Annotated in this window: 18 protein-coding genes and 1 pseudogene; 15 read left to right on the top strand and 4 right to left on the bottom strand. The window is 72.9% G+C overall.

Features of this window, described 5'->3' with window-relative positions:
* The first annotated feature begins 106 nt into the window (after positions 1-106).
* Positions 107-514: a hypothetical protein gene (locus AB0947_RS22635; protein WP_366752141.1), complete on the top strand. Its 408-nt coding sequence runs from the start codon at positions 107-109 to the stop codon at positions 512-514.
* A gap of 104 nt (positions 515-618) precedes the next feature.
* Here AB0947_RS22635 and AB0947_RS22630 read toward each other — a convergent pair whose 3' ends face one another.
* From AB0947_RS22630 to AB0947_RS22620, 3 genes and pseudogenes are all read right to left on the bottom strand, one after another.
* Positions 619-1,296 (bottom strand): HdeD family acid-resistance protein, encoded by a 678-nt coding sequence (locus AB0947_RS22630; protein ID WP_366752140.1) that lies wholly within the window; start codon positions 1,294-1,296, stop codon positions 619-621.
* 268 nt (positions 1,297-1,564) lie between these two features.
* A pseudogene (locus AB0947_RS22625) lies at positions 1,565-1,828 on the bottom strand (alpha/beta fold hydrolase); the annotation flags it as partial.
* Positions 1,829-2,265: 437 nt separating this feature from the next.
* The gene (locus tag AB0947_RS22620) at positions 2,266-2,412 is read right to left on the bottom strand and encodes a hypothetical protein (RefSeq protein ID WP_366752139.1); all 147 of its coding nucleotides are present in this window, start codon (positions 2,410-2,412) and stop codon (positions 2,266-2,268) included.
* A 172-nt stretch (positions 2,413-2,584) separates the two neighbouring features.
* Between AB0947_RS22620 and AB0947_RS22615 the strand changes: the two genes are divergently transcribed.
* The 10 genes from AB0947_RS22615 (at position 2,585) to AB0947_RS22570 (ending at position 18,787) form a co-directional block, all read left to right on the top strand.
* On the top strand, positions 2,585-4,894 hold the full coding sequence (locus tag AB0947_RS22615) for an ATP/GTP-binding protein (protein WP_366752138.1): 2,310 nt from the start codon (positions 2,585-2,587) through the stop codon (positions 4,892-4,894).
* Between the two features lie 541 nt (positions 4,895-5,435).
* Positions 5,436-7,424: an AMP-binding protein gene (locus tag AB0947_RS22610; RefSeq protein WP_366752137.1), complete on the top strand. Its 1,989-nt coding sequence runs from the start codon at positions 5,436-5,438 to the stop codon at positions 7,422-7,424.
* A gap of 74 nt (positions 7,425-7,498) precedes the next feature.
* Positions 7,499-8,380 (top strand): diiron oxygenase, encoded by an 882-nt coding sequence (locus AB0947_RS22605; RefSeq protein WP_366752136.1) that lies wholly within the window; start codon positions 7,499-7,501, stop codon positions 8,378-8,380.
* Positions 8,380-8,646 carry an acyl carrier protein gene (locus AB0947_RS22600; protein WP_366752135.1) on the top strand — a complete coding sequence of 89 codons (267 nt, stop codon included), beginning with the start codon at positions 8,380-8,382 and terminating at the stop codon, positions 8,644-8,646. The genes AB0947_RS22605 and AB0947_RS22600 overlap by 1 nt, the downstream gene beginning before the upstream one ends.
* A complete protein-coding gene (locus tag AB0947_RS22595; protein ID WP_366752134.1) occupies positions 8,639-9,460 on the top strand; it encodes a hypothetical protein in 822 nt (273 codons plus the stop codon). Before AB0947_RS22600 ends, AB0947_RS22595 begins: the two co-directional genes overlap by 8 nt.
* Positions 9,457-14,826: an amino acid adenylation domain-containing protein gene (locus AB0947_RS22590; RefSeq protein ID WP_366752133.1), complete on the top strand. Its 5,370-nt coding sequence runs from the start codon at positions 9,457-9,459 to the stop codon at positions 14,824-14,826. Before AB0947_RS22595 ends, AB0947_RS22590 begins: the two co-directional genes overlap by 4 nt.
* Positions 14,823-15,752, top strand: a complete 930-nt coding sequence (locus AB0947_RS22585) for a DMT family transporter (RefSeq protein WP_366752132.1) — start codon at positions 14,823-14,825, stop codon at positions 15,750-15,752. Before AB0947_RS22590 ends, AB0947_RS22585 begins: the two co-directional genes overlap by 4 nt.
* Positions 15,753-15,759: 7 nt before the next feature.
* On the top strand, positions 15,760-16,524 hold the full coding sequence (locus tag AB0947_RS22580; RefSeq protein ID WP_366752131.1) for a 4'-phosphopantetheinyl transferase superfamily protein: 765 nt from the start codon (positions 15,760-15,762) through the stop codon (positions 16,522-16,524).
* On the top strand, positions 16,521-17,576 hold the full coding sequence (locus tag AB0947_RS22575; RefSeq protein WP_366752130.1) for a methyltransferase: 1,056 nt from the start codon (positions 16,521-16,523) through the stop codon (positions 17,574-17,576). Before AB0947_RS22580 ends, AB0947_RS22575 begins: the two co-directional genes overlap by 4 nt.
* On the top strand, positions 17,573-18,787 hold the full coding sequence (locus AB0947_RS22570; RefSeq protein ID WP_366752129.1) for a M20 family metallopeptidase: 1,215 nt from the start codon (positions 17,573-17,575) through the stop codon (positions 18,785-18,787). The genes AB0947_RS22575 and AB0947_RS22570 overlap by 4 nt, the downstream gene beginning before the upstream one ends.
* Before the next feature lie 39 nt (positions 18,788-18,826).
* Here AB0947_RS22570 and AB0947_RS22565 read toward each other — a convergent pair whose 3' ends face one another.
* A complete protein-coding gene (locus tag AB0947_RS22565) occupies positions 18,827-19,453 on the bottom strand; it encodes a pyridoxamine 5'-phosphate oxidase family protein (RefSeq protein ID WP_366752128.1) in 627 nt (208 codons plus the stop codon).
* A 323-nt stretch (positions 19,454-19,776) separates the two neighbouring features.
* Between AB0947_RS22565 and AB0947_RS22560 the strand changes: the two genes are divergently transcribed.
* The 4 genes from AB0947_RS22560 to AB0947_RS22545 all read left to right on the top strand — a co-directional run bounded on the left by AB0947_RS22560 (position 19,777) and on the right by AB0947_RS22545 (position 23,206).
* Positions 19,777-20,841: an aromatic ring-hydroxylating dioxygenase subunit alpha gene (locus AB0947_RS22560; RefSeq protein WP_366752127.1), complete on the top strand. Its 1,065-nt coding sequence runs from the start codon at positions 19,777-19,779 to the stop codon at positions 20,839-20,841.
* Positions 20,838-21,020, top strand: a complete 183-nt coding sequence (locus tag AB0947_RS22555) for a hypothetical protein (RefSeq protein WP_366752126.1) — start codon at positions 20,838-20,840, stop codon at positions 21,018-21,020. The genes AB0947_RS22560 and AB0947_RS22555 overlap by 4 nt, the downstream gene beginning before the upstream one ends.
* A complete protein-coding gene (locus AB0947_RS22550) occupies positions 21,017-21,952 on the top strand; it encodes a PDR/VanB family oxidoreductase (RefSeq protein ID WP_366752125.1) in 936 nt (311 codons plus the stop codon). Before AB0947_RS22555 ends, AB0947_RS22550 begins: the two co-directional genes overlap by 4 nt.
* 477 nt (positions 21,953-22,429) lie before the next feature.
* Positions 22,430-23,206, top strand: coding sequence for an IclR family transcriptional regulator (locus AB0947_RS22545; protein ID WP_366752124.1), 777 nt, complete (start codon positions 22,430-22,432; stop codon positions 23,204-23,206).
* Positions 23,207-23,275: the final 69 nt, after the last annotated feature.

Here is a 23,275-nt window from a genome sequence, read left to right as displayed (position 1 = left end):
CCGGGTGATCCGATGCAGCCTGTGTAAGGGCTCCGCTCCGCTCCGTGAGTCGACGGAGCCCATGCCTCGTCAGAGGCGTTCGTCCGTCTCATCAACGGGAGAACCCATGAGCACCAAGTTCCGCGGCCGTAGTGCGCGCGCTCTGGCGGTCTGCGCCCTTTCCTCCGCGCTGGTCACCGGCGGCTCGGTCGCAGTGTCCGCCGCGCCCACTCCGACCCCGACGCCGAGGATGACCCACCGCGCCGCGTCGGTCACCGTGCACGCGAGCCCGACGACCGTCAAGGCAGGTCAGAAGGTCCGGTTCACCGGACGTACCACTGGCATCCCGGTCGGTGCCTCGGTCAGGCTCCAGCACGAGACGAACGGAAAGTGGACCACGCTCAAGGCAAGCACCGTGGTCAAGAAGGGCAACTCCTACGCCGTGACGACCAGGCCCACCGCCAAGGGCACGCAGCACTACCGCGTCACGGTCGGCAAGACCCACTCCCCGACGGTCACCGTGACCGTGCGGTAAGGCCCCGCGCCGAACAGGGCGGGGCCGTGCCCTCCACCGTTGGGGGGCACGGCCCCGTTCCGTGCCGCTGCCCGGCCTCGGACCGATCAGTGCTATCGGACCGATCAGTGCTGGGGGTGCGGATGTGCGTGGAACAGGCTGCGCCGCTGGGCGGTCGTGCCGCCGGCGAGTTGACCGATCTCGACGCGTGTCCTGATGGCGCGGACCACCTCGGTCAGGCCGACGACGATGGCCATGACGCCCACCACCAGGGCGAGTGTCGCGATCGAGGCGAAGGGCATGACGATCATGACGATGCCGGCCATCGTGCCGATGATGCCGAAGGCCACGTGCCGGCCGCGGGCCGGCATGGTCTGATCGGAGGCCGGGGCGACCGTCTCCAAGGTGCCCCGCAGCAGCCAGCCGAAGCCGATCCACAGGGCGAGCAGGAAGACCGACTCGAGGGGGCCCCGGAAGCAGACCAGTCCGAGCAGAATGGAGGCCGCGCCGGTGATGAAGTGCAGTACGCGAAGGTGCCGGGGGACGTGGGTGCCGAAGGCACCGGCGAGTTGGAAGACACCGGTGGCCGGCAGATAGACGCCGAAGAGCACGCCGACGACGCGGAGCGTCTCGCCGGGCCAGACCAGGGCGATGACGCCTAGGGCGATCGTGGCGAGGCCCAGGGTGAGCAGGATCTGCCAGCCCATGTTCGCCAGGGCGGTCATGCCTTCGGCCAGGGGGCCCTCCTGTGGTTCGGTCCCGCGTGGGGAGACATGACCGGAGGGATCCGAAGGAGGTGTCATGGCACCTACCTGGAGAAGCCGAGGGCATACCCCGGCGCCGTCGCCCTTCACCAGGACCTGCCCCGGGCCGGGCTCGGGTACCGGCACCTCGCGCGGCTCGGGCGGTTGCTTCCACCCGTGGCTCCGCCCATGACGCGGCACACCGGATGTACCCGGCACTTGTGTCGACAACAGGCCCGGTCGCCTTCGGCACATCCGGCACCGCGAGGGGTGGGGCTGGGGGCGTACCTGCTCAGCCGGTGTGGGCGACCACGGCACCGATGATCTTCTCGCCGGTCGAGGACATCATCGACGTCAAGGTCAGCACCCGCTCCGGGGAGGTGGGGGCCATCGTCTGAGCGATCATTCCGCCCATCGACGCACCGACCACGTGGGCGCGTTCGACACCCAGCGCGGTGAGCAGGCCAAGGCCGTCGTCGGCCATATCGAGAAGCCGGTAGGGAACCATCGCGCGGGCGGCGGGAATGTCACCCGAACTCACGGTGGCGATGAGCTTCCCCATGTCTACGGGGTGGCTGTCGAACGTGGACACGGCCTGTTACCTGCGCATCCACCACCAGATCCGCCCGTGATCCGCCGGACGATCCCTGATACTGCAACCGCGCTCGCGGTCGGCTCCGGCTCCGGCTCCGGCTCCGGCTCCGGCTCCGGCTCCGGCTCCGGCTCCGGCTCCGGCTCCGGCTCTGGCTCTGGCTCTGGCTCTGCGGGAGGCTGATCGCTCCGCTGCGGCGGAAGACAGCCCGCGCCACCGCCCCGCCCGGCCGTCCGCAGGCGACGCCGCACCGGCGGCCGCCGCCGCGACCGCGGTGGCACTGCTTGCCGCCCAGGCGCCGGCCGCGGGCACGTCATGGGCGGCACTGCGTGGGCACTTCATGGGTACGACCGACCGTCCTCACCCGCCCTGGCGAGGCGGAAGGGCCCGGTCAGCTCTTACCCGGAAGCGCGGCAAAGAGCCCCCTGCAACTCCCCTCAGCCCCCGCGCAGCCACCACACCAGCAGGCTCACGGCGCCCGAACCGGCGGCCCCGGCAGCGCCGATGGCAGCCTGACGGACGAGACGTCGCCAGAAGGCGGCGCGGACGGCCCGGGGCCGCCCGGCCTCGTCGGTGATCCTCATGCTTCTTCCTCTCGCTCACACCAGGTCCCGGTCCATCGTGGCCGCGGCGAGCCAGCCGGAGAGCGTTGCGCGTGTTGCCTCCCGAAGTGGCAGCAGGCAGGCGGGTGTTGCCACCCTGGACGGCAACGGTGCCGGCCCACTGCGGGGTTGGAAGGCCAGCGATACTGCCGGAATGTACGAAGAGCACGTACGCGCCCCCGGCGAGCCGACCGTGACCGCCCCGCCGGTCACGCTGGCCGCTCTGAAGAACAGCCTGCCCCCGGAGAGGCGGGCGCTGGCGGAGGATCTCCGCCGGGTCTTCCTGCTCCTCGGAGTCAGCGTGCGGCGCTATGCGGCCCGCCGGTTCCTCCACCCGGGTTCGGTGAGCCGGTACCTCAGCGGTGAGCGGGTCCCGCCGTGGGACTTCGTCGCCGGGGTCATCACGGACGTCCAGGACAGGCAGGCCCCCCTCACCCCCGAGGCGGAGGCGGCGCTGCGGGACCTGCACCGGGCGGCGCTCAGGAGCAACCAGCACGGCAGCGAGGTGCAGGGACTCCAGGACCAGCTGGCCGAGGCAGACGAGGAGACCCGTCGTATCACCACGCGGCAGCGTGCCCTGGAGGAGGCGCTGCTGGACCGGGAGGGCCGCCTGGCCCGGGTACGGAGCCGGTGCCGGAAGCTGGAGACACAGCTGGAAGCCCGCCGGGGTGAGGTGGAGCTGTGGCAGGGGGAGTACGCCCGGCTCCAGGAGGAGAGCGGTGACCTCCAGGAGCAGGTCGTCTACCTTCAGGAAGCGTTGGCGGTCACCCGTGCCGAACTGATCGCCGCCGAGGACCTCTGCCACCGGTTGGAGGCCCGGCTCGAGACCCTTCAGGAGGTGTCCGAGTCCGGCCGGGAGGGCGATGAAGCTCCCTCGATCATGGTGATGCTGGAGGAGGCCGACCGCAGGTCCTCGGTGCCGGAACTGGTGCGCGCCGTGGGCGATCTGGAGCTGCGCACCCGTAAGGCCATGGCGAGCGAGCTGGTGCGGTCGGCCAGTCAGTCCCGCACCGTCGAGGAGGTGGCCGGACTTCTGTGCGCGCTGCGGCAGGCGGGGTTCGACGCGCATGCGCGGACCGCGCTGCCCGCCATGGTGATGGTGCGCTCGGTCGACGACACCAGCGCCCTGGCCAGGGAACTGTTCCGGGAGGGCCTGGAGGATTACGTGGTGACCCTCCTGCAGGCATCGGTCAAGTTCCACCAGCCCGAGGACCTGGCCGACTTCGCCCTGGCGCTGCACCGGGCCGGCCTGCCGGGACACGCCGAGAGTCTCCTGGGAGCGGCGGCCGCGGTCCGCCCGGTCCCCGACCTGGTGGCGGTGACCCTCACCCTGGCCGGTGGGGAACTCGACGACGCGGTGGTCGTCGCCATGTCCGCCGCCGCCCAGCGCACCGTTCCCGATCTGGTGACACTGAGCATCACGCTGCGCGACAGGAACCTGGTCCGGCAGGCCGATGCCTTACAGCGGGCGGCGGCGGCCAGACGGTCCGCGGCGGACATCGCGGAGTTCATACGGTCCCTGACCGACCACGGCCTCGGGCCGGACGCCGAGGCCGTCTTCGCCGAGACCCAGGCCCGCAGCGTCGGTCATCTGATTCCGCTCGTCCAGGTGCTCCGGGACGGCCGCGACTGGTCGGTGCTGTCCCGGGCCGCGCGGTGCCGTCCCGTCGACGACGTCGCCATCCTGATCAGCGAGCTCTACCTGGCTGGACGTGACCAGTTCGCAGCGGACCTGCTGGTCCTGGTCGTGCGGACGAGAACGGCGGACCAGATCGCCCAGCTGCTGCACGACCTGGACGGCGCGACCGTGGGCGCGGGGCCGCTGCTGCGGACCGCGGCTCGCGTCCTGGCACCGGCGGATGCCGCGGCGCTGCTCACCCTGCTGGAGCACCACGGCCTGGCCGAGCCCGCCGAGACCGTCTTCCAGTGCATGCTGCACGGTGAACTCGTCGGCCAGGCGGGCCAGTTCCTCGTGGCCCTCGCCAGGGCGGGATCGCGGTACGCCGGCCAGGACCACCTGTGCCGGCTCGCCGACGACATGGATCTCGCCCCGCTGACGTCCCTGCTGCTGGCACTCGAAGCCGCGGGGTACATCGGCCCCCTCGACGCGGTCATCCGCACCAGGTACGCCGACTGCCCGGTCCTCGACGTCGCCCTGCTGGCCAAGCAGCTCTCGGCGGGCGGCGGCGACCGCGGGGAACGGGTGCTGGAACGTGTCCTGGACCGCGTGCTCCACCTGCGCTCGCTCGCCGATCAGGCGGCCCTGGTCGGCGCCCTGCAGTCCGCGGATCTCCGCTTGGTCGCGGAACGGCTCGCCGCCAAGGCCCTGCGGACGCACGGGCGGCGCTTCAGAGAGGAGCTGACCCGGGAACGGACCAAACACGAGCAGAAGGTCCTGTCCCGCTCCTTCTGGCTCCCCGACCGTCCCCGCCCCCACCCCCACCGCAGAGGCAAGCGCGGGTAGATGTGACTGCGACCGGCCCGGGACACCATCGGACGGCACGCCCGCACGGACCCGCCGTACCCGCGCCGCGCACCCCACGCACCCACGCACCCACGCACCCACGCACCCCGCCAGCGCCTACAACCGGCCTGAACCGAACGCTTTCCTGTCATGTTTCGGACACGATCCGACGCCGTTCGCCGTCACCGACGGCACCGACGCACGCCCGGCCGGGTGACGCGGGGAGAGCGGAGCGACAGGGGAGGCTCCCGCACCGACGCGCCGGTCACCTCCTCCCGCCTGCGGGAACGGCACTCGGCCCAGCGGCTCCCGGCCGGCCGGACCGGCACGCCGCACGCCACCCGCAGGACACCGTGAAACATCACCGCAACGTTTCACCAAGATCTTCCATCCGCCTCCGGTGGCAGAATATCGGCGACCATTGCGGACGCCCCTGACCACCGCATTGACGTGGCCTGGACCCGCATTTAGTCTTGCCCCTCGTGCGGCCGGCAGGTAGCTGAAGGAATACGGTCTTATCGCGTCCGGAGGGGCGGTCAGTATGCCCGCAATCTCGTCGCCGACATCACCTACTCTGGTTCATATACTCCGGGACAGAGCATTAGAAAATCCCGACGCCACGGCGTACGTATTCCTCGTCGACGGCGAGGACGACGAACGGCGGATCAGCTACCGGGAGCTGTACGCGGCGGCCGCCGACGTGGCCGACGCTCTCGGCGCGCGGCACGGGCGCGGCGAACGGGCGCTCCTCCTCTTCGCCCCGGGCCTCGACTACATCACCGCGTTCTTCGGGTGCCTGCTCGCGGGCGTCGTGGCCGTGCCGGCCTACCCGCCCCAGGACGCCCGCAGCCTCGGCCGGCTGGACGCCATCATCGCCGACGCGGGCGCGAGCATCGCCCTGACCACGAAGGACCTGCTGCCGATCGCCCGGTCGGCGCTGGACGCCCCGCTGGAGTGGCTCGCGACCGACGCCCTGGCGGGCGGCGCGCCCCAGGCGGACGGGCCGCTCGGCGCCCGGCCGGTCGCCACGGCCCCGGAGGACCTCGCCTTCCTCCAGTACACCTCCGGTTCGACGCGGCTTCCGCGCGGCGTCATGCTGTCGCACGCGAACCTCATCCACAATCTGGAAGCCATCTACCGGGCTTTTGCCGGGTCCGGTCACGACGTCATGGTGAGCTGGCTCCCCCCGTATCACGACATGGGCCTTATCGGAGCCATCCTGGAACCACTTTACGGCGGATTCCCGGGCATTCTGATGGCGCCCCTGCATTTCCTCCAGAAACCCTATCGGTGGCTGAAAGCGATCTCCGTGCACCGGGGCACGATCAGCCCGTCCCCGAATTTCGGATACGAACTGTGCCTGCGGAAGATCGACGACGAACAACGGGCGTCGCTCGACCTCTCGTCCTGGCGCGCCGCCGTGAACGGTGCGGAACCCGTGCGCGTGGACACGACCGAGCGGTTCACGGAACGGTTCGCCCCGGTCGGCTTCGACGCCGGCGCCTTCCGTCCCAGTTACGGCCTGGCGGAGGCCACCCTGCTGGTGACCGCCGACCCGGTCGGCGAGAGCGTGCGCCGCTTCCCGGTCGAGGGCGTGTCCCGGATCGCGTGCGGGACCGCCCGGGGCGACCAGTCCGTCGTCGTGGTGGACACCGTCACCCTGGCGCCGGCCGGGGCGGGGCGGGTCGGCGAGATCTGGGTGTCGGGACCGAGTGTTTCGGCGGGTTACTGGGGCCGTCCCACCGAGAGCGCGGCCCTGTTCGGCGCCACGCTCCCGGACGGCCGGGGCCCGTACCTGCGCACCGGGGACCTCGGGGCCCTGGACGAGGAGGGCGCGCTCGCCGTCACCGGCCGGCTGAAGGACCTGCTCATCCTGCGGGGCCGCAACGTGTACCCGCACGACGTGGAGGGCGCCGCCGAGCAGAGCCACCCCGCCCTGCGGCCCGGATGCGCCGCGGCGTTCACGGTCCCCGTCGACGCGGAGGAGCGGCTGGTCCTGGTGGCGGAAGTCGTGGACGGCGCGGACGCGGAAGCCGTCGCGCTCGCCGTCCGCCGGGCGGTGCGCGAGGAGTGCGAGGCCGACCTCCACGAACTCGTGCTCATCCCGCCCCGCACCATCCCCAAGACCTCCAGCGGCAAGATCCAGCGCCGCGCGACGCGCGAGGCGTACCTGTCCGGGGACCTGTCGCCGGTCGGCGGCTGGCGGCCCGAGGGCACGGCGGCGTCCGGCGAGCGGACCGCCGTCCCCGCGCGCACCCCGCTGGAGGCGCTGATCGCGGACATCTGGGCGGAGCTGCTCGGACGGGACGAGGTCGGGGTGCACGACGACTTCTTCGCCTCGGGGGCGCAGTCCCTCCTCCTGTCGCAGCTCGCCGTCCGCATCGAGGCGGAGCTGCCGGTACGGGTCACGACGGGCGACCTCTTCCAGGCCTCGACCGTCGCGAAGCTGGCCGCCCTGCTGGAGAGCAGACCGCTCACCGTGGACGACGAGCAGGCCGCCGGTCTGATCGCCCGGAGCGACAACGGCTGAACAGCGCGAGCACCGACCTCTTGGACCGAAGGTCTCACCGTTCCTGACGCACGCTGATCCCACCAGGGGGGCACATGGATACGACGGACGTGGTGGAAACGCTGGACAACCTGGTCGCCGACGCCACCGACCACCACTACAGCCCCTACACACGGTTCGACTGGGTGGACGAACTCGCCGAGGAGCAGTGGTGGATGACGCCCGAGCTGCTCACGGTGGCCGGCACGCGGCACGCACGGGAGCTGGACGAGAAGCAGCTCATGCGGCTGAGCAAGTGGGAGAGCATCAACTTCTTCAGCCTCAACATCCACGGCATACGCGAGCTGCTGATCGAGGTGACCCGGCGCATACACACTCGGGGCTTCGAGCTGCCGTCCGAGTTCTTCCACCGCTTCCTGGGCGAGGAGAACGGGCACATGTGGTTCTTCGCCCAGTTCTGCCTGCGCTACGGCGGCAAGATCTACCCCGACAAGTCGCTTCCGGTCGCGACGCCGGAGGAGGACGCCGCCGTCGCCAACTTCCTGGTCTTCGCCCGCATCCTGATCTTCGAGGAGCTGGTCGACCACTTCAACATCAGGATGGGCCGCGACACCACCCTGCACCCCCTGATCAGAGAGGTGAACCAGGTCCACCACGACGACGAGTGGCGGCACATCATCATGGGCCGCAAGCTCGTGGGCCTTCTGTACGAACCCCTGCGGGAGCGCGGCGACCACGAGCTGCGCGAGCGTCTCGACGTCTACCTCCGGCGCTACATCACCGCGAGCGTGCAGTCCCTCTACAACCCGGCCGTGTACCGGGACGCCGGCATCCCCGAGGCCTTCGCCTTCCGTGAGGAACTGCTGCGGGACCCGGCACGCGCCGCCTACCACGAGACGTTCTTCAAGCGCATCACCCGGTTCCTGGTGAGCCAGGACATCATCACCGCCTCTCCGTTCCAGGAGGCCGCGGCCTGATGGCGACGGACGTGATAGAGCAGGTACGGGCGTGGCTGCTGGCCCGCAACCCGGAGGTCACCGGGATCGGCTGGGACGAGGACCTCATCGACAGCCGGCTCATCGACTCCCTCGACTTCCCCCAGCTGCTGCTCCTGCTGGAGGAGCTGGCGGGCCGGGAGCTGGAGCTGACCCCGGAGAACGTCGTCGGGTTCCGGACCCTGCGCGGCATACGCGACACGGTCCTGGCGGACGCCACCGGCGCCGGCGCGGTGGGCCATGAGTGATCTCTACACGGAACGCGGCGGGCTGGTCGCCCTCGGCCCGGAACTCGTCCGCCTCATGGACCTGCTGGACGAGCGCTTCCGGGGCTGGGCCGAGGAGTGCGGCGCGACCCCGATGCTCTTCCCGGCGGTCATCGGCACGGCGGACCTGGCGTCCATCGACTACTTCGACAACTTCCCGCAACTCGCCCTGATGACGGCCCCGTTGAAGCTGCCGGCCCAGAAGGTGGAGGACGGCGCGGCGCTGCCGCCGGAGCGTCTCGGCGCGAGCGCGTACGGCCTGGCCTCCGCGGCCTGCTACAACGTGTACCTGCACCACCGCTCCGCGACCCTCGCCGGACCCCGCCACGTCACCACCGTCGCCAAGTGCTTCCGCAACGAGGACCACTACGACGGGCTGCGCCGGCTGCACGGGTTCACCATGCGGGAGATCGTGTGCCTGGGGCCCCGCGAGGCCGTGCTGGCGCACCTGGCCGCGTTCCGGCCGAAGGTGGTGGAGTTCGCGGCCCGGCTCGGGCTGGAGCTGGCCGTTCAGCCGGCGTCGGACCCGTTCTTCGAGAAGGGCGGCGGTCGGGCGCTGCTGGCGCAGCTGTTCCCGGTGAAGGAGGAGTTCGTGCACGGCGGCGACCTGGCCATCGGCTCGCTGAACTTCCACCGCAACTTCTTCGGGGAGCGCTGCGGCATCTCCCTGGCCGACGGCGGACCGGCCTTCACGGGATGCGTCGCCTTCGGTCTGGAGCGGTGGATCGCCGCCCTGCTGGAGACCCACGCGAACATCGACGACATCCTGGAACGGGTGGCGGGGGCGGCTTCGTGAGCGAACTCCTGGGACGCCTCGCCGAGTTGTCCGGGCCGGAGCGCGCCCGCTTCATGGCCCGGCTGCGGCAGCGCCCGGCCGGGCCCGCCGCGCGGCCCGCCGAACCCGGCGCCGCCTCCGACGCGCAGCAACGGCTGTGGCTGCTCCAGCGCCTCGCCCCGGACAGCCCGGCCCACCACCTCTCCGCCGCGCTGCACCTCGAAGGGCCGCTCGACGCGGACGCGCTGCGCCGGGCGCTGACCGAGATCACGGCCCGGCACGAGTCGCTGCGCACGGCGTTCGAGGAGCGGGACGGCACACCGGTACGGCACGTCGTCGCGCCCCGGCCCGTCGACCTCCCCCTGGTCGACCTGGGCGACCTGGAGCCGCCGGAGCGGGAGCGCCGGGCGCGCCGGGCGCACGCCGAGAACGGCAAGCGCCCCTTCGCACTGGACGAGGCGCCCCTGGCCCGCTTCACGCTCTACCGGTTCACGGCCGAGCGGCACGTGCTGACCGTGGTCGCGCACCACCTCGTCTGCGACGGCTGGTCGATGGGCGTCTTCACCGCCGAACTGGCCGCGCTGTACGAGGCGTTCGCCGCGGGGCGCCCCTCTCCCCTGCCGCCCCCCGCCGCCCTCCCGGCCGACGAGCGCCGGCCGGCCGGCGCCGAGCGCGACCGGTCGGTGGCGTACTGGCGCGGCGAGCTGTCCGGTGAGCTCCCGGTGCTCGAACTGCCCACCGACCGGCCCCGGCCGGCGCGGGAGGCGATCGAGGGCGCCCGGCACGGCTTCCGCCTGTCCGCCGGCCTCCACGAGGAGCTGCGCGCCGCGGCCGGCCGTGACCGGTCCACCGTCTACGGCCTGCTGCTCGCCGCGTACGCCGTCACGCTGCACCGGATCACCGGGGCCCTGGACGTCGTCGTCGGCGCCCCCGTGGACGAGCGCAGGGGAGCCGGCGAACAGGCGCTGATCGGCTTCTTCGTCAACACGCTGCCGCTGCGGCTGCGGCTGCGGCCCGGGCAGACGTTCGCGGAGACGGCCCGGCAGGCCGGCGAGGCGGTCAGGGGCGCGCTGACGCACGGCCTCCCGTTCGGTGACATCGTGCGGGAGACGAAGCCGCCCCGGCTGCCCGGGCGGACGGTGCTGCGGCAGACCGCGTTCTCGCTCCAGCCCGCCCTCGCCGGGGGCCGGCGCGCCGGGCGGCTGACCGTCACCCCGGCCGCCCCGGACGACTTCGGCCTCGGCGTGTCCCCGCTCGACCTCAGCCTGCACCTGCGCGAGCAGGACGGCGAGCTGCTGGGCTGCCTCGAGTACCGCACCGGCCTGTTCGACGCCGCCACCGTCGCCCGCTGGGCGGAGGAGTTCCAGCAGGCGGTCCGGCAGGCCGTGCGTTCGCCGGAGGCGGTCGCGGTGACGGGCGGGCCGGAGCCCGGGACTCGGACGGCGGCCGAGCCCGAGACCAACCTGACGGACAGTCAGCTCGCCCTGTGGTTCGGCAAGAGGACCGCGGCGGGCGTGCGGCTGTACTACGAGAACGTCACCGCCCTCTACACCATCGCCGCCCCGCTCGACCACGGCCGCTTCCAGCGCGCCTTCCAGAAGCTGGTGGACCACAGCGACGCCCTGCGCAGCACCTTCCACGAGGTGGACGGCGTGCCCCTGCGGCGGGTCACCGGGTCCGTACCGGCGCCGGTGGACCTGGTGGACCTCTCCGCCGAACCCGATCCCCGGCAGGCCGCCCTGCGCTGGGCCCGGCGGCGCAGCGGGCCGGGGCTCGACCCGGAGCGGTGCGTCTTCGACTCCGCGCTGCTGAAGCTGAGCGACACGGCGTACGCGTGGTACCTCAACGTGGACCACCTGGTCTGCGACGCGTGGTCCATGAGCCTGTTCCTGCGCACCGTCTCCGCGTACTACGACCTGGACCGGCGAGGGAGTCTCCACGAGGCCGCGCCGCTGCCGCCGTTCCAGGCGTACGTCGACCACGAGCGGTCGCTGCGCGGCTCGGAGCGCCGCGCCCGGGCCGAACGCCACTGGAGCGAGACGCTGGCCGAGCCGGTGGAGCGGCTGGCCTTCTACGGCAGGGAGGACGACGTGGCGGGCACGACCCGCACCGCCCGGCTCACCCTGGACCTCGGCGCCGGACGCAGCGCCCGCATCGCCGAGTTCGCCCGGCAGGAGGGCCACGCCTCGCCCGCCGTCGCGTTCGCCGCCGCGCTCTTCGCCTACCTGCGCCGGATCGGCGGCGGCGAACTGCTGCGCGTGGGGACGCCGTTCGCCAACCGCCCGGCCGAGTTCCGCGACACGGCCGGCCTGTTCATGAACGTGCTGCCGCTGCACCTGCGGGTCGGCGGCGACACCACGCTGCGCCACCTGGCCCGCGAGACGCAGCGCGCCTTCCTGCAAGCGGCCCGGTACCAGGACCACGTGCCCCGGCATCGCGGCGGCACCCGTCTGTACGACGTGTACCTCAACTACCAGAACGCGGCCTTCGAGGGCTTCGGCGGCACGGCCGGCTTCGAGCTGCTCGACACCGGGCACTCCCCCGACCGGCTCACCCTCCAGGTCCGCGAGCTGCGCCGGGACGCCACCGCGCCGCCGCGCTTCGTGCTCGACTTCGACTTCAACACCGCCTGTTTCGACGAGGTGCAGCGGGAGCGGACCACCGGGCACTACCTGGCCCTGCTCGACGCCCTGCTGACCCGGCCCGACGACGCGCTGTCCGCCCCGCGGATGCTGTCGGACGAGGAGCTGAAGCAGCTCGACGCCTGGAACGACACCGCGCGCTCCTACGACCTCGGCATCCCGCTGCACGCGCACATCGAGCGCCAGGCGCGCCGTACCCCCGACGCCACCGCACTCGTCTTCGAGGACCGCTCGCTGACGTACGCGGAGCTGGACGCCGCGGCCGGCCGGCTGGCCCGGCGGATCCGGCGGGCCGTCGGCGAGGACCGCTTCGCGCCCGGTACGACGGTGGCCGTGCGCATGGAGCGCTCCCTGGAGCTGGTCGTCGGCCTGCTCGCCGTCCTCAAGGCGGGCGGGGCCTACCTGCCGCTCGACCCGGCCACGCCCGCGGAGCGCGAGGCGTTCATGCTCGCCGACGCCGGCGCCGAGCTGGTCCTCGTCACCGGGTCGCCGGACGCCCTCCCGGACGGCGTACCGGTGCTGCGGGTCGACCTGGCCGAGCCGCCGGATCCGCGGGACACGGCCCCCGAGGTGGTGGTGGCGCCGGACCAACTGGCCTACCTCATCTACACGTCGGGGTCCACGGGCACGCCGAAGTGCGTCATGCTCACCCACCGGGGCATCTGCAACCGCCTGCTGTGGATGCAGGAGGAGTACGGCCTCACCGCGGCCGACGCGGTGCTGCAGAAGACGCCCTTCACCTTCGACGTGTCCGTGTGGGAGTTCTTCTGGCCGCTGATGACCGGAGCCCGGCTCGTCGTGGCCCGGCCCGGCGGCCACCGCGACCCCGGCTACCTGGCCGGGGTGATCCGCCGTACGTCGGTGACGACCGTGCACTTCGTCCCGTCGATGCTGCGCGTCTTCCTCGCCGACCCGGCGGCCGCCGGCTGCGGTTCGCTGCGCCGCGTGATCGCCAGCGGCGAGGCCCTTCCGCCCGACCTCGTCGGCCGGTTCTTCGAGGTGTTCCCGCCGCCCGCCGTCGAGCTGCACAACCTGTACGGCCCCACGGAGGCGTCCGTCGACGTCTCGGCGTGGCCGTGCGGACCCGAGGACGCGGCCGGCCCCGTGCCCATCGGGCATCCGGTCGCCAACACCACCCTGGACGTGCTGGACGACCGGCTGACCCCGCTGCCCCCCGGCGTCGTGGGAGAGCTGCACATCGGCGGGGTGCAGCTCGCGGCCGGGTACCGGGGCCGTGACGAGCTCACCGCCGAGCGCTTCGTGCCCGACCCGCGCCGGCCCGGCGGACGGCTGTACCGGACCGGCGACCTGGTGCGGCAACGGCCCGACGGCGCGCTGGAGTTCGTCGGCCGCGTCGACGGCCAGGTCAAACTGCGCGGCTTCCGCGTCGAACTCGGCGAGATCGAGGCGCGGCTGGCCGCCCACCCGTCCGTGCAGGCCGCGGCGGTGCGGCTGCTGGACGACCGGCTGGTGGGGTACGTCGTCCCGGCCGCCGGAGCCGAGCCGCCCGGACCGCGGGAACTGCGGGCCTTCCTGGAACGGTCCCTGCCGGACTACATGGTGCCCCCGGTCCTCGTGCCGCTGACCGCCCTGCCCGTCACCGCCAACGGCAAGCTCGACCGCGCGGCCCTGCCCGCGCCCGCCCCGGCCGCCGCCACCGCCCCGGCCCGCGCGGCGCGCACCGCGCTCCAGCGCACGGTCGCCGGCCTGTGGGCCGGGCTGCTCGGACGGGACGCGGACGCCATCGGACCGGACGACGACTTCTTCGAGCTGGGCGGGCACTCGCTGCTCGCGGCACGCCTGATGGCGGTGGTGGCCCGCCGCTTCGGGGTGCGGCTGCCCCTCACCGCCCTGTTCGAGGCGCCCACGGTGGCCCGGTTCGCCGAGCTGGTCTCGGCGGGGTCCGAGCACTCGCTGATCCTGTCGCTGCGGGCGCCGGTCACGCCCGCGCCGCTGTTCCTGCTGCATCCGGCGGGCGGGGACGTGATGGCGTACCGGCAGCTCGTGACGCTGCTGCCGCCGGGCCGCGAGGTGCTGGCGATCCGGTCGCGCGCCCTGACCGGCGAGGCCGAGGCGGCGACCCTGGCGGAGATGGCCGCCCAGTACGTGGACGTGATCCGGGAGCGCCGGCCGACCGGGCCCTACCACCTGGCGGGCTGGTCGATGGGCGGCGCCCTGGCGGTCGAGGTGGCGGCCGGCCTGGAGGCGGCGGGCGAGCGCGTCGCGCTGGTCGCCCTGCTGGACTCCTCCGTACCCGGTGAGGGCGAACCCGACCCGCTGCTCGCACCCGCCGTCGCCCTGGCCGACTCGCTGCCCGGACTCGACGTCACCGCCGAGGACACCGCGGCGCTGCGCGACCGGCTGCGCGGGCTGCCGCTGACGGAGCGCCTGAAGCTGCTGACCACCTGGGCCGAGGAGCGCGGCTCCCGAGTGCTGCCGTCCGAGGCCCTGCTCCGGCAGGCGGAACTGGCCGAGCTGCACGAGCGGTTGGTGCTCGCGCACCGGCCGTCGGTCGTCGACGCCCCGCTGACGCTCTGGTGGGCCCGTGACCGGCTCCGCGAGCACCGCGCCTCCTGGGCGCGGCAGACCCGGGGCGGTGTCCGCGAGGAGGCCACGCTCCCCGGGAACCACTTCACCCTGCTCGGCCCGCCCCATGTCGCCCAGGTCGCGCGGCGGCTGGCGGCGGCCCTGGACACCTGCGAGCGAACCGTCCTCGCAGAACGACAAGGAAGTGAACATCTGTGACCTCCGCGAAAGCCAATCAGGGGACCGCCTCACCGGATTCGCCACAGCCCCCGGCCCCGTCCCCGGGCACTCCGCCGCTCGCGGTCGCGGCCGGGCTGCTCACCGTCTTCCTGTGGGCTTCCGCGTTCATCGGCATCCGCGCGGCCGGCAAGGACCTCGATCCGGGCGCGCTGACCCTGGCCCGGCTGTTCATCGGCGCGGTGCTGCTGGGCGTGGTCGTCCTGGTCCGAAGGGTCCCGTTGCCGCCGCGCTCCGACCTGCCGCGCCTGGTGCTGTGCGGTCTGCTGTGGTTCGGTGTGTACAACGTGGCGCTGAACGCCGCCGAGCAGCGGATCGACGCGGGCACCACATCCATGATCATCAGCCTGGGTCCGGTACTGATCGCCGTCCTGGCCGGGTTGCTGCTCAAGGAGGGCTTCCCCCGTCCGCTGGTCGTCGGCGGCGGCGTCGCCCTCGCCGGTGTCCTGCTGATCGGCCTCGCCACCTCCAGCAAGGGGCTGGAGGCCGGGACGGGCAGTGCGCTGGCGCTGCTGGCCGCCGCCGCGTACGCGGGCGGCGTCGTCACCGAGAAGCCGCTGCTCGGCAACAGTTCGGCCCTGGTGATCACCTGGCTGGCCTGTGTCGTCGGCGCGGTGCTCTGCCTGCCGTTCCTGCCCCAGCTGATCGACAACCTTTCGCACGCGAGCGGCAAGGCGATCGGCTGGACGGTGTACCTGGGCGTCTTCCCGACCTCGGTCGCCTTCACGACCTGGGGGTACGCGCTGGCCCGCTCCACCGCGGGGAAGATGGGCGCGCTGACCTACCTGTCCCCGCCGATCGCGGTCACCCTGGCCTGGCTGATCCTCGACGAGACGCCTCCGTGGCTCGCGGTGGCGGGCGGCGCGCTGTCCCTCGCCGGTGTCGTCTACAGCCAGCGCAAGAGGTGAGGAGCCGGTGACGGCGGCCGTGACCGTCGCCGTCGCGCACACCGACCGGCTCCTGGCCCTGCCCGGTGCGGACGCCTCGCTCCTGACGGCCGCGGAGCGGCGGCGCCTGGCCGCCGCCCGCACCGCGCGGGCCCGGGCCGACTTCCTCGCCGCGCACGTCCTGGCCCGGATGTGCGTGGCACGGCGGACCGGCGGCACCGTCCGGGACGTCGCGCTGGACCAGCGGTGCCCGCTCTGCGCGGGCCCGCACGGCCGGCCGCGGGTCACGGGAGCGCGGTGCGGGGTCAGCCTGTCGTACGCGGACGGGGTGGTGGCGGCCGCGGCGGCCGATCACGCCGTCGGCATCGACGTCGAGCGGCTGCCCGGCCCGGCCGCCCGGGCCGGCGGGCCCGACCTGCGCGGCTTCGGGTCGTTCCTGACCCGCGGCGAGACCGACCGGATCCGCGGGTCGCCCGCCCCGCACCGCGCGTTCCTGCGGACCTGGGTACGGAAGGAGGCACTGGTCAAGCTCACCGCGCGGGGCCTGCCCGCGATGGCGGACGTGGACCTCGCACGCCTGCCGCTGTCCCCCACGGGCCGGGACCGGCCGTTCCGGCTCGGCCGCCGACTCCTGTACGACCTGCCCGGCGTACCGCCCGACGTGGTCGGCGCGGTCGCCGTCACCGCCCCGGACGCCCCGGACGGCCGGGGTTCCACAGCCGCCTCCGGCATGCAGTCGCTCACCACAGACGACCTGATCGACACCCTCTCATTCCAGGGAGAAGCATCATGACCGAGGTACAGACCCAGCCCGAGAGCGTCGTCCCGGACGCCCTGACCACCGTGCTGCTCGGACACAACGCCTTCCAGTTCACCCGCGCCGGTGTCGAACTCGGCCTCTTCGACCTGCTGCAGCGCAGCCCCGGCACGCCGCGCGAGCGGATCGGCGCGGAACTGGACCTCGCCGAGCGGTCGTTGGACATCCTGCTGCTCGGCGTCACCTCGCTGCGGCTGGTGGAGCGCACCGAGGAGGGGTACCGCAACTCGAAGTCGGTCTCGGACCTGTTCACAGGCGGCCACTGGGAACTCGTCAAGGCCGTCGTCGGGTTCGAGGCGTACGTCACCTACCCGGGCCTCGTCGACTTCACCGAGTCCCTGCGGGCCAACAGCAACATCGGCCTGCGCCGCTACCCGGGCGACGGCGCCACCGTCTACCACCGGCTCAGCGAGGACCCCGAACTGCTCAAGGTCTTCTACCACTTCATGGGCACCTGGTCGGCCGTCGCCAGCAAGCACCTGATCAAGTACGGCGACTTCAGCGCCTCCCGGCGCGTCCTCGACGTCGGCGGCGGCGACGCGACGATGGCGATGGCGGTGGCCCGGGCGCACCCGGACGTCGAGGTCACGGTCCTGGAGATCCCCAAGGTGGTCGACCTGGCCCGCAAGCGGGTGGAGGAGGCCGGGCTCAGCGACCGCGTCAAGGTGATCGAGGGCGACATCTTCGCGGGCGACTACCCCGAGGGGCACGACACCGTGATGTTCGTGCACCAGCTGCAGATCTGGCCGCAGGACCGCATCCGCGTGCTCCTGGGCCACGCCCACGCGGTGCTGCCGGACGGCGGCCGGGTGCTGATCCTGAACTCGATGTCCGAGGACAACTACGACGGTCCCCTCATGGCCGCCCTGGCCAGCCCCTTCTTCGCGGCGGTGGCCGGCGAGGGCGGGATGCTCTACTCCTGGGAGGGTTACGAGAAGTCACTGAAGGAGGTCGGGTTCGACCAGGTGCGCCGCACCCGCTGCACCGAGGCCATCACGCCGCACGGCATCATCACGGCGGTCAAGTGAGCGGGCACCGTCCCGGTCCCGGCCTGGTGGAGGACCTCGTACGACTGCGCGAGGACCTCCACCGGGAACCGGAACTCGGGCTCGACCTGCCGCGGACCCAGGCCAAGGTGCTCGCGGCGCTCGACGGACTGCCCCTGGAGATCACGACCGGCAGCGGGCTGTCCTCCGTCACCGCCGTGCTGCGCGGCGGGGGCCCGGACGCGGGGGACGGCGACCGTCCCGTCGTCCTGCTGCGCGCCGACATGGACGCGTTGCCGCTGACGGAGACGAGCGGCGTCCCGTACGCGTCCAAGATCGAGGGCCGGATGCACGCCTGCGGGCACGACCTGCACACGGCCATGCTGGTGGGCGCGGCCCGGCTGCTCACCGAGGACCGGGACGGGCTGCGCGGCGACGTGGTGTTCATGTTCCAGCCGGGAGAGGAGGGGCACCACGGCGCGCGGCTGATGATCGAGGAGGGGGTGCTGGAGGCGGCCGGCCCGCGCCCGGTGGCGGCGTACGCGCTGCACGTGGCCTCCTCGATGCTGCCGCCCGGGTGGCTGCTGACCCGCAAGGGCCCGCTGCTGGCCGGGGGTGACGCCCTGCGCGTGACCGTCCGGGGCCGGGGCGGGCACGACTCCCAGCCGCAGCTCCTGAAGGACCCGGTCCCGGCCGCGGCCGAGATGGTCCTGGCGCTCCAGACGTACGCGAGCCGGGGCTTCGACCCCTTCGACCCGGTGCTGCTCTCGGTCGGCAGCATCCACGCGGGCACGTCGGCCAACATCATCCCGGACGAGGCGGAGCTGAAGATCGGGGTCCGGACCTTCGGGCCGGGGGCCAAGGCCCAGGTCGTGGAGGGGGTGCGGCGGGTGCTGGAGGGCGTCGCCGCGGCCCACGGGGTCACGGTGACGGTGGAGCACTCCATGGACTACCCGGTCACCGTCGTCGACCCGGACGAGGCGGACTTCGCGGCCGGCACGGTCGAGAGGGCGCTGGGTCCGGGGCGGCTCGTCTGGTCCCCGAACACCCTCAGTCCCTCGGAGGACTTCTCCTTCGTGCTGGACCGGGTGCCGGGGGCGATGCTGTTCCTCGGCGCCTGCCCGCCCGACCGCGACCCGGGGACGGCGAGCTTCAACCACAGCGCCGACGCGGTGTTCGGCAACGAGGTGTTGGGCGACGGCGCCCTGCTCCTGGCCTCCCTGGCGAAGGACCGGCTGGCCGCGGCCGGCTGACCGCGGCGGGGCGGGCACGGACGCGGCTCGGGATGCGGATCAGGTCCGCGCCCCGAGCCGCTGGCGCAGTTCCCGGTTCTCCTCCTCCAGGCGCACGATGCGCTCGTACACGGGCTCCAGCACGTGCGCGAGCTCGGCCTCGGAGAAGCGCGGGGTGATGTGCTTGGCGCAGTTCCAGGCGAGGCCTTCGACCCGCACGACGATCAGCGCCTCCTCGTGCCCGTCGGTGCGCGCGTCCCCCGACCGGTCCCGCAGGCCGTGGAACTCGGCGGCGTCCCTGATCTCGGCCCGGCCGAGTACTTTCAGCCGGGTGCGGTGCGCGTAATCCATGAAGAACAGCGACACCCGGTCGTTCCCGCGCACGTTCCCGGTCGTGATGTACTGCCGGTTCCCCCGCACGTCGAGGAAGGCCAGCGTCTCCTCGTCCAGCACGTGCACGAACCCGGGCGGTCCGCCGCGGAACTGGATGTACGGCCAGCCGGTCTCCGTCACCGTGCCGAGGTAGAACCCGTCGCGGGCCGCGATGAACTCGGCCTCGTCGGCGCCCAGTCGGTCGGCGCGCTCCGGGTCCGAGGCGAGGAGCCGTTGCATGGCGGCGGCGCTTCCCCGCTCCTGCTGGACGCGTCGGACGTTTTCGGTGAAGGCCACGTGGGCGTATCGGCTCATGCGGCGCTGCCTCCCTATCGAGGAATCCAACCGGGCACGCGGAAAGAGCAGCGAGGGACGACTCGAGTCCGGAGCTTAGTCCAGAAGCCCCGGCGAACTCCACGATTCGGTGAACGGACCGAGGGTCGCCCTGCGGTGACCCGGCCCTGTCCCGGCGTCGGTCCGGGCATCACCGGGTGGGCCTTGCCCCGGCCGGACCAACGCCTCCGGCGGGCCACGGACGGGGTGTTCGTACGGTCTCTTCCGTGGGGCGGAAGCCGTGTTGCGCCCCTGTCGAGGCTCTCCCGACGATAGCGCCACCACGAGAGACGGGAGCCGACCCCATGCCTCACATGACCGCCTTCGCCAGGAACCAGTGGTACGTCGCCGCCTACAGCCACGAGGTCGGGCGCGAGCTGCTCGGCCGGACGATCCTCGGTGAGCCGCTCGTCTTCTACCGCGCCGAGGACGACGGCACGGCGGTCGCACTGGCCGACCGCTGCGTCCACCGCCGCTTCCCCCTCTCGGAGAGCCGGCTCGACGGGGACCGCATCGTGTGCGGGTACCACGGGTTCACCTACGACAGGACGGGCGCCTGCGTGTACGTGCCGGGGCAGAAGCGCGTCCCGCGCACGGCCCGGGTCACGTCGTACCCGGTCGTCGAGCAGGACTCCCTGGTGTGGGTGTGGATCGGCGATCCGGCGCTCGCCGACGCGGAGGTCATCCCGCGGGCCCGGCACCTGGACTCCCCGGACTGGGTCACGGTGCGCGGCATGGAACCGATCGACGCCGACTACGGCCTGCTGGTGGACAACCTCCTCGACCTCTCCCACGAGACGTATCTGCACGGTGGCTACATCGGCACCCCGGAGGTCGCCGAGACGCCGATCACCACCGAGGTCGACGAGGGCGCCGGCATCGTGCGGGTCAGCCGGCACATGGACGACGCCGAGTGCCCGCCCTTCTACGCCCGCTCCACCGGTATCGAGGGCCGTATCACCCGCTGGCAGGACATCGAGTACCACGCGCCCTGTCTCTACCTGCTGCACAGCCGGATCGCCCCGGCCGGCGTGCTGCCCGAGCCGGACGGCAGCGACCCGAACGGCTTCCACACCGAGATCACCTATGCGATCACCCCGTCCGCCGACGGCAAGGTGTACGACTTCTGGGCCGTCTCCCGGGACTTCGCAAAGGACGACGAGGAAGTCACCGCGTTCCTGCACGACTTCAACCACACGGTCGTCATGCAGGACGTCGACGCGCTCAACCTGCTGCAGAAGACGCTCGGCACCGAGCGGGCCGGCTACCAGGAGCTGAGCATCAACATCGACACCGGTGGCCTCGCCGCCCGCCGCATCCTCGCCCGTCTGGTCGAGGAGGGCGACAAGCCGGTGGAGAGGGTCCGGTGAGCACGCCGTCCGCCGCTGTGAGCCGCGAGGTCTACCGCATCGACTGGCTCCCGGGCACCGACGTCCTGCACGGCACCTGCCACTGCGGTGCCGAGAACACCGCCGAGGACCCGGTGCGGATGTGGGAGTGGATGCTCGCACACCCCGAAGGACACCAGCCGGGAGGAACCGCCCCATGACCGTGTACAAAGCCGAGCTCGTCGTCGACCGCCGCGAGCCGGCGGCCGAGGGCGTTCTCGCCCTCACCCTGCGCCATCCGCTGGGAGAGGAACTGCCGGCCTGGGAGCCGGGCGCCCATGTCGACGTCCTGCTCGGTCCGGGCCTTGAGCGGCAGTACTCACTGTGCGGCGATCCCGCGGACCGGCACCTGTGGCGGATCGCCGTGCTCCGTGAGCCCGACGGGCGGGGAGGCTCGGCGTACGTCCACGAGCGGGTGCGCGAGGGCGACAAGGTACGGGTGCGGGGGCCGCGCAACCACTTCCCCCTGCGGCCCTCCCCGCGCTACCGCTTCATCGCGGGCGGCATCGGCATCACGCCCGTCCTGCCGATGCTCGCCGCGGCCGACGCGGCGGGCGCCGAGTGGACCCTGCTGTACGGCGGCCGCACCCGCCGCTCGATGGCGTTCACCGCGGAGCTGGAGCCGTACGGGGACCGGGTCACGCTCGCCCCGCAGGGCGAGACCGGGCTGCTGGACCTGGCCGCGGCGGTGGACGACCTGCCCGACGGCACGCTCGTCTACTGCTGTGGCCCGGACGCGCTGCTGGACGCGGTGGAGCAGCGCTGCCCGGCCGGGGCCCTGCGCGTCGAACGTTTCCGGCCCAGGGAGCAACCCGCTGGAGACGACGGCGCGTTCGAGGTCGTCCTGGAGCGGACCGGCCGTACGCTCACCGTCCCGCCGCGGGTGTCGATCCTCGACACCGTGCGTGCCGCGGGCGTCGAGGTGCTCTACTCCTGCACCGAGGGCACCTGCGGCACCTGCGAGACCGACGTCCTGGAAGGCACACCGGAGCACCGGGACTCGGTCCTGACGGACGAGGAGCGGGAGTCCGGCGAGACCATGATGATCTGCGTGTCCCGGTGCCGGGGCGGGCGGTTGGTGCTCGATCTGTGACGGACCCCCCTCAAGCCACGGCGCCGCCGTGGCCGGCGGGCACGGGCAGGCACAGCAGGCCGGGCCGGGGTCACGGCCGGCTTCCGGTGACGACGGCCACCTTGCCGGCGGGACCGGTGCCGGGCACGAGATCAATGGTTGTTGCGGACCGGTCCGTGCGGCATGCTGTGGGGCGGCACATCCGTACGCCCGCCTCCGGACGGAGGCCCGGCCCAGGGAGCCCGCGATCACCGGCCAGCAGTACGCCCCGGAACACTCCGTGGGCTCCGCCCCGATCGGCGCCCGTCAGCCGTGGACGCGCGAGCCGCACGCGGACACCCGCTCTCCGCTGAACCGGCTCGGGCTGCGCCACTACGCGGTGCCGGCGTCTCCTCGCCACCTCCGAGGGCGCCCCGCAGCGGGAGTCGAGCACCTCCCCGCGCGTCACGGGCGAGGCGGGTACGCGGGTCACGGGCGAACTCGGCTGACGCCGTCCCGATGACCGCCGAAGCGCTGCCCCCGCGGACGGTGCGCTCCGCACCGGACCGGCTGCTCGCCGTGCTCGCGGCCTTCGACCACGCGCATCCGGCGCTCTGTCTGACCGACATCAGCCGCCGGGCCGGGCTCACCCTCACCACCACGCACCGGCTGGTGGGGGCCCTGACCGAGTGGGGCGCCCTGGAGCGGGACGCGGAGGGTCTCTACCACGTGGGCCTGAGGCTGTGGGAGGTCGCGGCGCTCGCTCCGCGCGGGCTCGCGCTACGGCAGGTGGCGCTGCCGTACCTGGAGGACCTGTACGAGGCGACGCACGAGAACGTGCAGCTGGCCGTGCGCGACGGCGGGGACGTCGTGTACATCGAGTGGCTCTGCGGACGCTCCGCGGTCGGCGTCCACATCCGGGTAGGCGCCCGCTGGCCGCTGCACGCCACCGGGGTCGGGCTCGCGCTGCTGGCCCACAGCGGGCAGCCGTTCCAGGAGGCGTACTGCGAGGGGCCGCTGACCGCGTTCACCCCGTACACCGTCACGGACCCCGCGCGACTGCGCCGCGAACTGGCCGAGGTGCGGCGGTCGGGTGTGGCCGTGAGCAGTCGTCAGATCACCGAGGACGCCGTGTCGGTGGCGGCCCCGGTACACGGCCGCGACGGTGGGGTGACGGCGGCGGTGTCGATCGTGGTCCCGCACGCGACGGCCCAGGTACCCGTGCTGATCCCGGCAGTGCGCCTGGCGGCGCGGGGGATCTCACGGGCGCTGGGGTGGCGGCCGGAGGCACGCTAGCCGGGTCCCGCCCGGTTCGGGCACCGCGCACGCCACCGGCGGATCAGGTACAGGTGCCCTCCTCGTTGG

It is taken from the genome of Streptomyces sp. NPDC047841 (assembly GCF_040704085.1).
GTDB classification, from domain to species: Bacteria; Actinomycetota; Actinomycetes; order Streptomycetales; family Streptomycetaceae; genus Streptomyces; species Streptomyces argyrophylli.
The sequence above is the reverse complement of the archived record's forward strand: the minus strand, read 5'-3'. Positions and strand labels throughout refer to the sequence as shown.